Source organism: Luteimonas colneyensis (genome assembly GCF_014836665.1).
Lineage (GTDB): Bacteria > Pseudomonadota > Gammaproteobacteria > Xanthomonadales > Xanthomonadaceae > Luteimonas > Luteimonas colneyensis.
Window position 1 is genome coordinate 42,959 of record NZ_JACSQJ010000004.1, and the last position, 14,408, is coordinate 57,366.

16 protein-coding genes are annotated in these 14,408 nt (G+C 72.0%); 9 read left to right on the forward strand and 7 right to left on the reverse strand.

The genetic code is table 11. The features are described 5' to 3' along the window. Position 1: 1 nt before the first annotated feature. The 3 genes from H9645_RS08605 to H9645_RS08615 form a co-directional block, all read right to left on the reverse strand. Positions 2-196, reverse strand: a complete 195-nt coding sequence (locus H9645_RS08605) for a zinc-finger domain-containing protein (RefSeq protein WP_191729302.1) — start codon at positions 194-196, stop codon at positions 2-4. A gap of 77 nt (positions 197-273) precedes the next feature. Further along, positions 274-1,104, reverse strand: coding sequence for a pirin family protein (locus tag H9645_RS08610; protein ID WP_191729303.1), 831 nt, complete (start codon positions 1,102-1,104; stop codon positions 274-276). Beyond that, positions 1,101-1,697 carry a malonic semialdehyde reductase gene (locus H9645_RS08615; RefSeq protein WP_318240527.1) on the reverse strand — a complete coding sequence of 199 codons (597 nt, stop codon included), beginning with the start codon at positions 1,695-1,697 and terminating at the stop codon, positions 1,101-1,103. Before H9645_RS08615 ends, H9645_RS08610 begins: the two co-directional genes overlap by 4 nt. A gap of 77 nt (positions 1,698-1,774) precedes the next feature. On the opposite strand from H9645_RS08615, the gene H9645_RS08620 reads away from it, so the two are divergent. From H9645_RS08620 to H9645_RS08630, 3 genes are all read left to right on the forward strand, one after another. Continuing rightward, positions 1,775-2,767 carry a mitochondrial fission ELM1 family protein gene (locus H9645_RS08620; protein ID WP_318240518.1) on the forward strand — a complete coding sequence of 331 codons (993 nt, stop codon included), beginning with the start codon at positions 1,775-1,777 and terminating at the stop codon, positions 2,765-2,767. Positions 2,768-2,807: 40 nt separating this feature from the next. Next, positions 2,808-3,293: an Mpo1 family 2-hydroxy fatty acid dioxygenase gene (locus H9645_RS08625; RefSeq protein WP_191729306.1), complete on the forward strand. Its 486-nt coding sequence runs from the start codon at positions 2,808-2,810 to the stop codon at positions 3,291-3,293. A gap of 84 nt (positions 3,294-3,377) precedes the next feature. Beyond that, positions 3,378-4,265, forward strand: a complete 888-nt coding sequence (locus H9645_RS08630; protein WP_191729307.1) for a DMT family transporter — start codon at positions 3,378-3,380, stop codon at positions 4,263-4,265. A 12-nt stretch (positions 4,266-4,277) separates the two neighbouring features. Here the strand turns inward: H9645_RS08630 and H9645_RS08635 are convergent, their stop codons facing one another. Beyond that, positions 4,278-5,153 (reverse strand): NAD-dependent epimerase/dehydratase family protein, encoded by an 876-nt coding sequence (locus H9645_RS08635; RefSeq protein WP_191729308.1) that lies wholly within the window; start codon positions 5,151-5,153, stop codon positions 4,278-4,280. Between the two features lie 151 nt (positions 5,154-5,304). Here H9645_RS08635 and H9645_RS08640 point away from each other — a divergent pair, with 151 nt between their 5' ends. The 6 genes from H9645_RS08640 (at position 5,305) to H9645_RS08665 (ending at position 11,215) form a co-directional block, all read left to right on the forward strand. Further along, positions 5,305-8,136, forward strand: coding sequence for a monovalent cation/H+ antiporter subunit A (locus H9645_RS08640; RefSeq protein WP_191729309.1), 2,832 nt, complete (start codon positions 5,305-5,307; stop codon positions 8,134-8,136). Further along, positions 8,136-8,498 carry a Na+/H+ antiporter subunit C gene (locus H9645_RS08645; protein WP_191729310.1) on the forward strand — a complete coding sequence of 121 codons (363 nt, stop codon included), beginning with the start codon at positions 8,136-8,138 and terminating at the stop codon, positions 8,496-8,498. Before H9645_RS08640 ends, H9645_RS08645 begins: the two co-directional genes overlap by 1 nt. Then, positions 8,495-10,045, forward strand: a complete 1,551-nt coding sequence (locus tag H9645_RS08650; RefSeq protein WP_191729311.1) for a monovalent cation/H+ antiporter subunit D — start codon at positions 8,495-8,497, stop codon at positions 10,043-10,045. The genes H9645_RS08645 and H9645_RS08650 overlap by 4 nt, the downstream gene beginning before the upstream one ends. Beyond that, on the forward strand, positions 10,042-10,530 hold the full coding sequence (locus H9645_RS08655) for a Na+/H+ antiporter subunit E (protein ID WP_191729312.1): 489 nt from the start codon (positions 10,042-10,044) through the stop codon (positions 10,528-10,530). The genes H9645_RS08650 and H9645_RS08655 overlap by 4 nt, the downstream gene beginning before the upstream one ends. A 68-nt stretch (positions 10,531-10,598) precedes the next feature. After that, a complete protein-coding gene (locus tag H9645_RS08660; RefSeq protein WP_263598383.1) occupies positions 10,599-10,841 on the forward strand; it encodes a K+/H+ antiporter subunit F in 243 nt (80 codons plus the stop codon). After that, positions 10,838-11,215, forward strand: coding sequence for a Na+/H+ antiporter subunit G (locus tag H9645_RS08665; protein WP_191729313.1), 378 nt, complete (start codon positions 10,838-10,840; stop codon positions 11,213-11,215). Before H9645_RS08660 ends, H9645_RS08665 begins: the two co-directional genes overlap by 4 nt. Before the next feature lie 8 nt (positions 11,216-11,223). On the opposite strand, the gene H9645_RS08670 is transcribed toward H9645_RS08665, so the two are convergent. The 3 genes from H9645_RS08670 to hmgA all read right to left on the reverse strand — a co-directional run bounded on the left by H9645_RS08670 (position 11,224) and on the right by hmgA (position 14,229). Further along, entirely contained in the window at positions 11,224-12,177 is a 954-nt protein-coding gene (locus tag H9645_RS08670; protein WP_191729314.1) for a sodium:calcium antiporter, read from the reverse strand. A 59-nt stretch (positions 12,178-12,236) separates the two neighbouring features. Further along, positions 12,237-12,863 (reverse strand): lectin, encoded by a 627-nt coding sequence (locus H9645_RS08675; protein ID WP_225218136.1) that lies wholly within the window; start codon positions 12,861-12,863, stop codon positions 12,237-12,239. A gap of 85 nt (positions 12,864-12,948) precedes the next feature. Then, positions 12,949-14,229: a homogentisate 1,2-dioxygenase gene (gene hmgA, locus H9645_RS08680; protein WP_191729458.1), complete on the reverse strand. Its 1,281-nt coding sequence runs from the start codon at positions 14,227-14,229 to the stop codon at positions 12,949-12,951. Positions 14,230-14,408: the final 179 nt, after the last annotated feature.

Below are 14,408 nucleotides of genomic sequence, written 5' to 3' on the forward strand. Positions count from 1 at the left end.
CTCAGTCGACCAGGACGAAGTGGCTGCCGCAGTACGGGCAATCGGACTGGCCGCCCTCGCTCTCGATCGGCAGGTAGACGCGCGGGTGCGAGTTCCACAGCGCCATCGACGGCAGCGGGCAGCTCAGCGGCAGGTCGGCGCGGCGCACCTCGTACTGCTTCAGGGCGTTGGCGGGCTGCGGCTGGGCGGTGGACATCGTGCGTAACCAGGGCTGCGGGGACCGGGACAGTTTAGCCTGCCGCGGCGCTGCCGGCCCGGATCAGGCCGACCGGGTCAGGCCGGCAGGGTCAGGAGCAGGAGACTCGCGGCATCGGGGCCGCACGCGGCGACCGACACCGGCGCGGCGGCGTCGCCTGCCAGCCAGCCGACGCCGTCGCCGGCGGCCAGCGGCATGCCGGATGCGGTGGCCGCCAGCGCGACCGCTTCGCCCTCGAGCACCTCCAGCCAGCAGCGGCCGGCCCCGACCGGCGCGAGCTGCAGGCGCGAGCCGGGTTCGAGCCGGGCCGCCAGCAGCCGCGCACGCTGGCGCAGCGGCAGCGGGTCGCCATCGTCCGCGGGTACGGCCGGGTCTTCCGGCATGATCCTGGCGGCCGCCGCGGCCCCATCCGCGAGCAGCGCCCAGCCTTTCCCGGCACTGGCACCGGCACCGGGTTCGACCTCCACGCCGCCGCCCCGACGGCTCGCCACCGCAGGCGGCGCATTGACGCGGTCCGGCTGCAGCCAGAACTCCACCAGGCGCAGGGGCGCGGTGGCCGAGGCATTGGCCAGCCTGGCGCCGAGGCCGTGTCCCGCGCCGATCCACAGCAGGCCGCCGGCATCAACGCGGTGGCGCCCGGGATCGCCGCAGTCGGCGTCGAGCGAGCCCGAGGTCACCAGCAGCAAGCGCTCCATGTTCGCGACCCGGCCTTCGTCGCGCACCGCGCCTGGTGCCCAGTCCTGGCGCGACAGCACGCGCAGCGCGCCCCAGCCCATCCACGCGCGGTCGATCGCACCGCCGCGCGAGAAGGCTTCGACGGCGACGATGCCGCCGCCGGCGGACCGTGCGCGTGTGGCGGCCGGCCGCAGGCGCGGCCCGTCCGGATCCACCTGGCCGTCCACGCTCATTCGATGCGCGCGGCCTCGTCGAACGACAGCCGCGGCGAGCGCGGGAACAGCTGCGCCGGGTCGCCGTGGCCGAGGTTGACCAGGATGTTGGAGCGGATCGAGGTGCCGGCGAAGAAGGCGGCGTCCACCATCGCATTGTCGAAGCCGCTCATCGGCCCGCAGTCCAGGCCCAGCGCGCGCGCGGCCAGGATCAGGTAGGCGCCCTGCATGCTCGAGCCGCGCAGACCCACGCGCTCCAGGCGCGCCTGGTCCGAACCGGCGAACCAGGAGCGCGCGTCGGTGTGCGGGAACAGCACCGGCAGCTTGTCGTAGAAGGCCAGGTCATGGCCGACGATCACCGTCACCGGCGCGGCCAGGGTCTTGTCGCGGTTGCCGTCGCTCAGCGCCGGCGCCAGCCTGGCCTTGGCTTCGGGCGAACGCACGAACACGAAGCGGGCCGGGCAGGCATTGGCCTCGGTGGGGCCGAACTTCAGCAGGTCGTACAGGGCGCGCAGGGTGGCGTCGTCGACCTCGCCACCGATGGCGTTGTGGGTGCGGGCTTCGCGGAACAGGCGGGCGAGCGTGGCGTCGGGCAGCGCTTCGGGCATCGGGATCCTCGTGGTTCGGTGCAGGCAGGACACCAGTGTAGAGTCCCGGCGGAGATTCCACCCGCCCACGGCCAGCACGCATGGTGTCGACTCCCGCAGATGGCGACGCGCCAAGCACGCTGGCGCTGAGCGATGGCCGCGCCGGCAACGCGCGCCAGGCGCTGGCGCTCGCGCGCGCACTGGCGCCGTTTGCCGACGAACACGTGCTCGTGCCGAAGGCACCGTGGCGGTGGCTGGCGCCGCGCCGGTGTCCGGGCGACGCCCATGCCTTCGGCCCGGGATTCACGAGCCTGCTGTCCGCGCCGCCGGCGCTCGCGGTCGGCTGCGGACGCCAGGCCGCCCTGGCCACGCGGCTGCTGCGCGGGCGCGGCACGCGCGTGGTGCAGGTGCTGGATCCGCGACTGCCGGCGCGGCACTGGGACATCGTCGTCGCGCCGGAGCACGACGGCCTCGCCGGCGACAACGTGATCACGCTTGCCGGCAGCCTGCATCCGGTCGACGACGCGTGGCTGCATCGCGCGCGGGACGAGGCTCCGGAGTTCGCCGCGCTGCCGTCGCCGCGGATCGCGGTGCTGGTGGGCGGCCCGAGCGGCCGCGCCGGTTTCGAGGTCGCGGATTTCGATGCGCTGATGGCCGACGTCGCCGCCATGGCCGCGCGCGAGGGCGGCAGCCTGATGCTGGTGGCCTCGCGGCGCACGCCGGACGCCGTGCGGGCGGCGCTGCGCACCTGGGCGGCGCCCGGCGTGCCGGTGCGCGCATGGGCGGGCACCGGCGACGGCCACAACCCCTATGCCGGCATGCTGGCCTGGGCCGACCGCATCGCCTGCACCGCGGACTCGGTCAACATGCTGTCCGAGGCCTGCGCCACGCGCGCACCGGTCTTCGTACATCGGCCCGAGGCGATGCGCGGCCGCCCGCGCCGCTTCGTCGACGCACTGCTGGCGCGCGGCCGCGTGCGTCCGCTGGAGGCCGGCGCCGCACCGTTCGACGCCGTGCCCCTGCGCGAGACCGCGCGCGTGGCCGCCGAAGTCCGCCGCCGCCTCGCTGCGTCGCGGGGGCAGGTCGGCACGCCCTGATTGGCCTATGCTCGCGGCAACGCGTCCCCGGGGAACCGTCATGGCAGCACAGGCCCGCTCCGACCGTCCGATCGACCGCTGGTTCGCCAGCTATTCCGACGACCACCGCAACCCGACCAACCAGGCCATCCATGTGGTGGCGGTGCCTGCGATCCTGTGGAGCGTCATCGCCCTGCTGTGGTGCATCCCGGCGCCGGGCACGCTGTTCAGGCCGGGCATCTGGGCGGCGCTGCCGATGTTCGCGGCGTGGCTGTTCTACCAGCGCGGCTCGCGCGTGCTCGGCACCGGCATGCTGCTGGTGTTCGCGGCGCTGTCGGCGCTGACCTGGTGGCTGTTCGAAGCGCTCGGCCGCGGCGGCCTGCTGAAGCTCGCCGTCGCGGTGTTCGTCCTCGCCTGGATCGCACAATTCGTCGGCCACAAGCTCGAAGGCCGAAAGCCCAGCTTCCTCACCGACCTCGTCTACCTGCTGATCGGCCCCGCCTGGGTGCTGGCCAAGCTCTACCGCCGGATCGGCGTGCGCTGGTAGCACGGCCGCGCCTGCAACGCAGCATCACGGCAGGGATGCGCCCGCGCGGCTCCACACCACGGCGCCGGCGGGCGACAATGCGGCATGTCGCCCCGTGACCTCTTCCTGATCCTCGCCGTATGCATGGCCTGGGCGGGGAACTTCCTGTTCTCCGCCTACGCCCTGCTCGAGATCCCGGCCTTCCTGTATACGGCGCTGCGCATGGCGATCGTGGCGCTGGTGCTGGTCCCCTTCCTCAAGCCGGTGCGCCGGGACCAGTGGCCGCGCTTCCTCGCGGTGGCGCTGTGCATGAACGTGCTGCATTTCGGCCTCAGCTTCTGGGCGCTGCGGCTGGCGGGCGAACTGTCCGCAGTCGCGGTGGTCATGCAGAGCTACGTGCCGATGTCGGCGCTGCTCGCCTGGGTGGTGCTCGGCGAGCGCTTCGCATGGCGCACCGGCACCGCGATCGCGGCGAGCTTCCTCGGCGTGCTGGTGATCGGGTTCGACCCGTCGATCGTCGACAGGCCGGCGGCGATGCTGGCGATGCTCGCCTCGGCCGCGTTCCTGGCGCTGGGCACGGTGATGATGCGGCGCCTCGGCGGGATCGGGCTGGCCACCCAGCAGGGCTGGAGCGCGCTGATCGCGGTGCTGCCGCTGCTGGCGATCAGCCTCGCCTTCGAGCCCGGCTCGCTGGCCGCGCTGGCCGATGCCAGCCCGCGCGCCTGGATCGGCGTGTGCTACTCGGCGCTGGTCGCCTCGCTGCTCGGCCACGGCGTGTACTTCCTGCTGCTGCAGCGCCACCCCGTGGCCCAGCTGACGCCGTGGCTGCTGCTGACGCCGCTGCTGGCGGTGGCGCTGGGCATCGTGTTCTGGGGCGACGAGCCCGGTCCGCAGCTGTGGATCGGCGGCGCGCTGGTGCTGGGCGGCGTGGCCACGATCGCGCTGCGCGCGATGGCCAAGGCGCGCCCACTGCCTCCCGCGCGCGACATCTGACCGCGGGCGTGCTCAGCCCGGCAGGAACATCCCCGCCACCGGCCTGAACGCCCTTGGCGCATGGCCCAGGGCCGCGGCCGCAGGCGCCACGTCGAACACCAGGTCCTGGCGCAGGCGCGCCTGCGCCGCCGGCCCGAAGCCCTGCAGGCGACCGCTGGACCGGAATGCCGCCGCGAGCAGGGAAAACACCGGCGCCGGCAACTCGACCAGCCGGGCGGGCGGCTCGAGGACCGCCAGCACGCGCGCGACCATGTCCCGATAGGACAGCGTCTCGCCACCGGGCAGGTCGTAGGCGCCACCACCCGCACCCCGGGCCCCGAGCGCGGCGACGGCGGTGGCCGCCAGGTCGTCGACGTGCACCGGCTGCCGGAGCCCGGTGGCGCCACGCGGGAGCGGAAACATGCCTGTCCGCCGGGCCATCGCCGCGATGCGGCTCAGTGTCCGGTCGCGTCCGGCCCCATAGACGAGCGTCGGCCTCAGCACGACGGCATCCGCGCCGCGCCCGCGCGCGCAGGCGAAGAGCGCATCTTCGGCCGCGCCAAGCCGCGCGGCCAGCGCGCGCTCCGCATCGTCCACCGAGCCCAGCTTGACCGTCAGGCTGGTCGAACCGAAGGCGACGACGATGGGCGCGTCGACGCCACCATCGGTGTACCAGCGCGCGAAGTGGTCGAGCGGACCACAGCTGATAACGGCTCCGTATTCGCGCGCCAGTGCGGGCATGGCCTCGAAACCGCCCCGCAGCCACCGCAACCCGGGAGCCGGTGCCTGCCCCTCCCGCGACAGCGCATCGACGTCCCAGCCCGCCTCCAGCAGGCGTGGAATCACCGCCGCGCCCACCTGCCCGCTGCCCCCGAACACCAGCGCACGCGCGCCCTGGACGGTGACCATCAGGGCGTCCGCGCAGCAATGGCGACGATGTCTGCGATGGAACGCATCTGCGCAGGATAAGCGACCTCGGCTTCCGGTCGTGGCAAGCCGCGCTGCTAGAATCAAGGAGGCCGTGCGGAGCGCGGCGTCCCCCGCAAGACCAAGGACTCAGATGCTCGAACTCATGCTGGCCCTGCCCTTCGTGCTGGCGCTGGTGCTCGCGATCCTGCGCGACGCTCCGGCCCGGGCGGTCGCGTGGCTCGCGGGCCTCGCACCGCTGCTGGCGCTGGCGGTGCTGGCGTGGCTCACGCCCGCGGTGATGGCAGGCGACATCCCGCGCGCGATGCACGAGTGGCTGCCACAGGCCGGCCTCGCCTTCAGCCTGCGCCTGGACGGCCTGGGCTGGATGTTCGCCGCGATGGTGCTGGGCATCGGCGCGCTGGTGGTGCTGTACGCCCACTACTATCTCGGCCCGCAGGAAAAGACCCGGCGCTTCTTCTGCTTCCTGCTGCTGTTCATGGGCGCGATGCTGGGCATGGTGCTTTCGGGCAACCTGCTGCTCACCGTCGTGTTCTGGGAGCTCACCTCGATCAGCTCCTTCCTGCTGATCGGCTTCTGGTTCCATCGCGACGACGCCCGCGAGGGCGCGCGCATGGCGTTGACCATCACCGCCGCCGGCGGCCTGGCCCTGCTCGGCGGCGTGGTGATGATCGGCCGCGTGGTCGGCAGCTACGAGCTCGACGCGGTGCTCGCCGCCGGCGACGCGATCCGCGCCAACGAGCTCTACCCCTGGATCCTGGGGCTGGTGCTGGCCGGCGTGTTCACCAAGAGCGCGCAGTTCCCGCTGCATTTCTGGCTGCCGCACGCGATGGCGGCACCGACGCCGGTGTCGGCCTACCTGCACTCGGCGACGATGGTGAAGGCCGGCGTGTTCCTGCTGGCGCGCCTGCATCCGTCGCTGGCGGGCACCGACCTGTTCTTCTACGTGGTCTCGACCGTGGGCGCGCTGACGCTGCTGGTCGGCGCCTGGAACGCGATCTTCCAGCACGACATGAAGGGCGTGCTGGCGTACTCGACCATCTCCCACCTGGGCCTGATCACCCTGCTGCTCGGCCTGTCGACGCCAATGGCCGTGGTCGCGGCGATGTTCCACATCCTCAACCACGCCACGTTCAAGGCCTCGCTGTTCATGGCCGCCGGCATCATCGACCACGAGACCGGCACCCGCGACATGCGCCGCCTGGGCGGGCTGCGGCGGATCATGCCCTACACCAGCGCGCTGGCGATCATCGCCTCGCTGGCGATGGCCGGCATCCCGCTGCTCAACGGCTTCCTGTCGAAGGAGATGTTCTTCGCCCAGGCGCTGGAGATCGAGGGCCACGAGGAGATGCGCTGGTTCATCACGGTCGCGGCCTTCCTGTTCGCGACCTTCGGCGTCGCCTACAGCCTGCGCTTCGTGCGCGACACCTTCCTCGGCCGCGGGCCGCGCGCGGTGGAGGACGAGGTCCACGAGCCGCCGCGCTTCATGCAGGTGCCGGTGGCGATCCTGGTGGTCGGCTGCGTGGCGGTCGGCATCGCGCCGCAGTGGACCATCGGCCCCGCCCTGGCCACGGCGGCCAGCGGCGTGCTGGGCGAGGCGGTGCCCGACTACAGCCTGGCGGTCTGGCACGGCATCAACACGCCGCTGCTGATGAGCCTGGGCGGCGTGGTCTGCGGCGTGCTGCTGTACCTGGGCCTGGACCGCGTGCTCGACCTGCACGCCATCGTCCGCCAGTCGCAGGGGCGCCGGCTGTTCCACCTCAACATCGAGGCGCTGTTCCGCCTCGGCCGCCGCTTTACCCACACCGTCGCCAACGGCAGCATGCAGCGCAGCCTGCTGTGGCTGGTGCTGGTGGCGATCGCCGCCGGCGCCGCGCCCTTCGTCGCCGCCTGGGGCGAGCCGCGCGAGCCGGTGGCCTTCGTGGCGCAGCCGATGGTGCGCCTGGCCTGGGTGCTCTGGCTGATGCTGGTCTGCTGTGCGCTGGGCACGCTGGCGCTGTACCGGCACCGCCTGCTGGCGGTGCTGGTGATGGGCGGTTGCGGACTGGCGGTCAGCCTGACCTTCGTCGCGCTGTCCGCGCCCGACCTGGCGCTCACCCAGCTGCTGGTGGAGCTGGTGACCGTGGCGCTGATGCTGCTCGGCCTGCACTACCTGCCCAAGGATTCGCCGCCGCAGCGTACGCACTGGCGTCGCCTGCGCGACGGCGCGGTGGCGCTGGTCGCGGGTATCGGCGCGGCCGCGCTGGCGTGGGCGATGATGACGCGCCCGCCCACGAACGCGGTGGCCGCCGAGATCACCGCGCGCTCCCTTCCCGAGGCCTGGGGCAGCAACATCGTCAACGTCATCCTGGTCGACTTCCGCGGCTTCGATACCCTGGGCGAGATCACGGTCTTCGGCATCGCCGGCCTGGTGGTGCACGCCATGCTGCGCCACGCGCGCATGGCGCCGGAGAAGGTGATGCCGGGCCCGCCGATCAAGCTGCCGGTGCCCGCCGACCTCGCGCAGATGATGTTCCCGCTGACCCTCGTGGTCTCGATCTTCCTGTTCCTGCGCGGCCACAACGCGCCCGGCGGCGGCTTCATCGCCGGCCTGACGCTGGCGGTGCCGCTGCTGATCCAGTACGTGATCCAGGGCGCGGCCTCGGTGGAGACGCGCTTCGGCTTCGACTACATCCGCGCCATCGGCCTCGGCCTGCTGATCGCGCTGTTCGGCGGCGCCGCGTCGATGCTGCTCGACCTGCCCTTCCTGTCCAGCGGCCACTACGACCTCGAGCTGCCGCTGCTGGGCACCATCCCGCTGGCCAGCGCCGCCGTCTTCGACCTCGGCGTCTACCTGGTCGTGTTCGGAAGCACGATGCTGATCCTGTCGATGATGGGCACGCTCAAGCCCTCCAAGAAGATGATCGCGCATCGCGGCACGATCGACCCGGCCACGCGCTCGGCCATCACCGGGGAGGCGACCTGATGGAATTCGCCCTCGCCAGCGGCATCGGGGTGCTGGTCTTCGCCGGCGTGTACCTGGTGCTGCGCGCGCGCAGCTTCGACGTGATCCTCGGACTCACCCTGCTGTCGTACGCCACCAACCTGCTGATCTTCTCCAGCGGCCGGCTGGTCGTCGGCAAGCCGCCGGTGGTGCGCGCCGGGGTGGACGCCACGCTCGCCAACCACACCGACCCGATCCCGCAGGCGCTGGTGCTGACCGCGATCGTCATCTCGTTCGCGATGACGGCGGTCCTGATCGTCCTGGCCATGCGCAGCCGCGCCGACAACGACAGTGACCACGTCGACGCCGGCGACGTGCGCGACGACCGGGAGGCCGGGCGATGACCCAGCTCCCGATCCTGCCGATCCTGCTGCCGATGCTCGGCGGCGCGCTGTCGCTGTTCGTCGAGCACCGCCGCGTCGGCACCGTGGTCCAGCGCTCCGTGGCCTGGACCTTCATGCTGGCGACGCTGCTGGCCTCGGTGCTGCTGGTCGCACGCGCCGACGAAGGCTCGATCCTGGTCTACCTGCTCGGCGACTGGCCGGCGCGCATCGGTATCGCGCTGATGGTCGACCGGCTGTCCGCGATGATGGTGCTGGCGACATCGCTGCTCGGCGTGGCCTGCCTGCTCCACGCCTGCTCCGGCTGGGACCGGCGCGCACCGCATTTCCACGCCCTGTTCCAGCTGCAGCTGATGGGCCTCAACGGCGCCTTCCTCACCGGCGACATCTTCAACCTGTTCGTGTTCTTCGAGGTGATGCTGATCGCCTCCTACGGCCTGCTGCTGTCGGGCGGGCGCGGCGTGCGCATGAGCGCGGGCCTGCACTACGTTGCCTTCAACATCGCCGCATCGACCCTGTTCCTGATCGCGCTGGGCCTGGTCTACGGCGTCTTCGGCACCCTCAACATGGCCGAACTGGCCGCGCGCGTGGCCACCGTGCCCGCCGGCAGCCTGCCGCTGGCCAAGGCCACCATCGGCCTTCTGCTGGTGGTGTTCTGCGCCAAGGCCGCACTGCTTCCGCTGTACCTCTGGCTGCCCGAGGCCTACACGCGCGCGCCGGCCGCGGTCGCGGCGCTGTTCGCGATCATGACCAAGGTCGGCATCTACGCGGTGCTGCGGATCAGTTCGCTGATGCTCGGCGACGACGCCGGCGCGATGGCCGGCTACGGCTGGGACTGGATGCTGCCGGCGGCCGTGGGCGGCCTCGCGCTGGCCACGCTCGGCGTGCTCGCGGCCTCGCGACTGCGGGTGCTGGTGGCCTACGTGGTGCTCGTGTCGGCGACGACGCTGTTCATCGCCTTCGGGCTGCGCTCGGCCGGCACGATCGCGGCCGGCCTGTATTACCTGGTGCACAGCACCTTCGTGGCGGCGGCGCTGTTCCTGGTCGCCGACCTGGTGCGCCGCGGCCGCGGCGATGCCGGCGACGCGCTGCGCGCGTTCGCGCCCGCGCCGGGCGTGCGGGTGGTGGCCGGGGTGATGTTCCTCGTCGGCGCGGTGTCGGTGGCGGGCCTGCCGCCGCTGTCGGGCTTCATCGGCAAGACCCTGCTGCTGCAGGCGGTGCCCGAGGCCGACGTCCAGTGGGCCTGGCCGGCGATCCTCGGCAGCAGCATGCTGGTGATCGTGGGCCTGACCCGCGCCGGCACGCGCATCTTCTGGAAGCCGGCGCCGGTGCGGCCCTCGCTTCCCGGGGATGGTCCGCGCAACGCCCGCGGCCGCCTGCGCCTGCCGGAGACCATCGCCACCATGCTGCTGCTGTCCTACGGCGTGGCCATGGCGGCCGCGCCGGGGCCTGTGGCGGCCTACACCCGCGCCACCGCGGAACAGCTGCTCGCGCCGGCGACCTACATCGACCAGGTGCGCGCGGCGCTGCCCGCGAGGAGGCTGCAGTGAGCCGCCGTTTCCTGCCCTCGCTGCCGCTGACGCTGGCGATCATCGTCTTCTGGCTGCTGCTGGTCTCCGAGGTCAACGCCGCCCAGTTCACGCTGGCGCTGGCGCTCGGCCTGGTGATCCCGCTGTATGCCGCACGCATCGACCGCGAGTTCGCGCGCATCGGCACCCTCAGGCCCCTGCCGAAGCTGTTCGTGGTGCTGGTCTGGGACATCCTGATGTCCAACATCCGGGTCGCGCGCCAGGTGCTGGGGCGCGAGTCGCGGATCCACTCCGGCTTCATCTGGTACCCGCTCGAGATCGGCAACATCCACGGCATCACCGCCCTGGCCTGCTGCATCACCCTGACCCCCGGCACGGTGACCGCCGCGCTGTCCGACGACCGCCGCTACCTGCTGGTGCACGTGCTCGACCTCGCCGACGAGGCCCAGCTGGTGGCCGACATCAAGCGCCGCTACGAGCGCCCGCTGATGGAGATCTTCCCGTGAATACCCCCGAACTCGCCGGCCTGCAGCTGTTCGGCCACGGCCTGATCGACCTCGCCATCGGCGTGTCGATGTACGTGGTCGGCACCGCCATGCTGCTGGCGCTGTGGCGCCTGCTGCGCGGCCCGACCGTGCCCGACCGCATCCTCGCGCTGGACACGCTCAACGTCACCGCGATCGCCGAGCTGATGCTGCTGGGCATGCACCTGAAGAGCGCGATCTACTTCGAGGCCGCGCTGGTCATCGCCATGCTCGGTTTCGTCAGCACCGTGGTGCTGAGCAAGTACGTGATCCGGAGGGACATCGTCGAATGAACGTGCTCTGGGAACTGCTGCTGGTGGCACTGCTGCTCGTCGGCAGCTTCTTCATCCTGATGGGCGGCATCGGCCTGGTGAAGCTGTCCGAGTTCTTCCGCCGCCTGCATGCACCGACCAAGGCCAGCACGCTGGGCGTGGGCTGCGTGCTGACCGCATCGGTCGGCTACCACCTGTTCGTCGGCAGCGATCCGCAGCCACGCGAGCTGCTGATCGTCGCCTTCCTGCTGATCACCGCGCCGATCAGCGCGCACCTGATGTCGAAGGCCGCGCTCTCGCTGCGCATGGACGAGTGGCCGCAGCTGCCCGGCAAGTCCGACGAGGACACGCACGTCCCGCCGCGCCCCGACGGCAGCGACGACGACGGCTACTGAACGCGCGCTCAGCCCAGCAGCGCGAACTCCAGCACCACCCAGGCGGCGAAGGCCGCCAGCAGCAGGCCGCCCTCGCCGCGGCTGACCGTGATGTTGCCGCGCAGCAGCGGCACCAGCAGCAGTGCGAACAGGAAGGCCACCGGCAGCTCCAGCCGCACGAACGAGGCCGGCACCGGCACCGTGCCGCCGACCGCCGCCATGCCGCCCAGCACCAGCAGCAGGTTGAAGACGCTGGAGCCGATGACGTGGCCGGCGACGATGTCGCCCTGGCCGCGGCGCGCCGCGGCCACCGCCGCCGCGACCTCGGGCAGCGCGGTGCCGATCGCCACGAGCACCAGGCCGGCCACCAGCGAATCCATGCCCAGCGCGTGGCCGATCACCGGCATCTGCGCGACGATCCAGCCGGCACCGAACCAGAGCAGCACCACGGCCACGGCCACGCGTACCAGGTTGAGGCCAAGTCCGCCGCGGGTGTCGGTGAAGGCGTCGACTTCAGCGCGCACCGCAGGGGATTCGTCATCCGCGCGCATCGCGGTGAACGCGACCACGCCCGCGAAGACCAGCAGCATCGCCAGGCCCTCGATGCGCGACAGCCCGCCGTCGAGCGACAGCACCGCCACGCCCAGCGTCGCCAGCAGCAGCACCGCGAGCAGCGGCGACAGCGCGCGCCAGCGCAGCAGCAGCGGTGCCGCCAGCGCCGCCAGGCCCAGGGTCAGGCCGATATTGGCGATGTTGCTGCCGACCGCGTTGCCCAGCGCCAGCGCGCGATCGCCCGAGGCCACGGCGCGCGCGTTGACCGCGAGCTCCGGCAGCGACGTCGCGACCGCCACCAGGCACAGGCCGATGGTGAAGCGCGGGATGCGCAGGCCCTGCGCCAGGCCGGCGGCGCCCTTGACCAGTGAGTCGCCGCCGAGGGCCAGGAACAGCAGGCCCAGCAGGGTGAACGCGATCGCTTCGGACATCTGCCTTCCCCTTGGATCCGGTGGAAACCGTCAGCCCGCGCCTGCGCGGGCGGCCTGGCTCAGCTGCAGCCTTCGACGTAGCCGACCTGCGGTGCGAGGCCCACGCGCCAGCTGGTGACGCGGCCGGCGGCGTCGAGCTCGAAGATCAGCTGCGAGGGCAGCGCGCCGCCGTCCTCCGGACTCACCAGCACCTTGCCGCCCTCGACGTACTTGTGCGGCATCGCCTTCAGGCGCTTGCCGTAGAGACCTTCCACCGCCGCCTGGTTCATGCCCACGCGTCCGCCGCCGGGCGCGGTGATCTCGGTGGACTCGACGCTGTAGCGGACGAACAGGTCGTTCTCGAACATGAAGGCCAGCTGCGCGGGCGTGGACTGTCCGGCGGGCGACAGGTGGTGGCAGGCCTCCGGATCTTCGACGGGCCCGGCCGGCTCGAGCGGATTGCCGCTCCAGTCGGCGCGCGCCTCCTCGGCCGACATGCCGAAGTCGAGCGCGGCGTAGCCGTCCATGCGCGAATCGCCCGACGGCGGGATCGCCGCCGCGGCGCCGGGGGGTTCGGTGCCCGGCTCGATCGCCTCGATGGCGTCGGTGGCCGCCTCCACGCCCGCGTCCGCCGTGCGTTCGGCGTTGCAGGCGGCGAGGGCCGCGACCAGGGCGAGCGTTGCGATGGCGGGACGGATCGGACGCATGCGTGGGCTCCGGAGGATGGACGACCAAGGCTACGACAAAATCCCGCGCACGCGGCGTGGAGGCCGCGATCGCGCGCCGCGCCCGTCAGCCGGCGCGGAAGTGCCGCTGCAGGCCGGCCCAGCAGGCCTGGTACTGCCGCTGCCGGTGGGCGGCGTCGAGGGCCTGGCGCGTGGGCCGGATGACGGCGCGCGTCTCGAACATGAAGGCCATGGTGTCGGTGATGACGTCGGGCGTCGACAGGTCGGCCGCGGACGCCTTCTCGAACGTCGCCGCATCGGGCCCGTGGCCGGTCATGCAGTTGTGCAGCGAGCAGCCGCCGGGCGCGAAGCCCTCGGCCTTGGCGTCGTAAGCGCCGTGCACCAGGCCCATGAATTCGCTGGCGATGTTGCGGTGGAACCACGGCGGCCGGAACGTATCCTGCGCCACCAGCCAGCGCGGCGGGAAGATCGCGAAGTCCATGTTGCTGGTGCCGGGCGTGTCGCTGGGCGAGTGCAGCACCAGGAAGATCGACGGGTCCGGATGGTCGAAGCTGATCGAGCCGATGGCGTTGAAGCGGCGCAGGTCGTACTTGTACGGCGCGCAGTTGCCGTGCCAGGCGACCACGTCCAGCGGCGAGTGGCCGATGGCCGCGCGCCACAGATGGCCCTGGAACTTCGCGACCAGGTCGAAATCGCCTTCGAGGTCCTCGTACGCCGCGACCGGGGTGAGGAAGTCGCGCGGATTGGCCAGGCCGTTGGAGCCGATCGGCCCCAGGTCGGGCAGGCGCAGCATGGCGCCGTAGTTCTCGCAGACGTAGCCACGGGCGGCACCATCGGGCAGACCGACCCGGAAGCGGACGCCACGCGGAATGACCGCGATCTCCTGCGGCTCGACCTCGAGCACGCCGAGCTCGGTGGCGATCTCCAGCCGGCCCTGCTGCGGCACGACGAGCAGCTCGCCGTCGGCGCTGTAGAAATAGCGCCCCTGCATCGGCGCATTGGCCGCGTACATGTGGATGCCGACGCCGGTCCCGGCCGCGGAGCCGCCGTTCCCGGCCATGGTGAACAGCCCGTCGACGAAGTCGACCCGCGCACCTTCGGCCGGCATCGGCAGCGGATCCCAGCGCAGCTGGTCCGGCGTCACCGGCCCCTGGCCGAAATCCTCGTGCAGGCGCGGCTGCGAGAAGGGCTCGAAGCTGCCGTGCATCGCCGCCGGCCGGATCCGGTACAGCCAGCTGCGCCGGTTGGCGTGCCGCGGGGCGGTGAACGCCGTCCCGGTGAACTGCTCGGCATAGAGACCGTGCGCCACCTGCTGCGGCGAATTCCGCCCCACCGGCAGCGCCCCGGCCACCGCCTCGGTGGCGAACTCGTTCCCAAACCCCGACATGTACTCGGCCACGGCTGCCTCCCTCAAAAGCTTTTGCCACGGATTTACGCGGATCACACGGATTTACACGGATAGAGCAAAAGCTTTCTGTTCAAAAACCCGGCGGCAGCGCCCCGCAGGAGCAGGCCAAGGCCCGATGCAACTCAAAGCCCTGGCTTGATCCGCGTGAATCCGCGTCA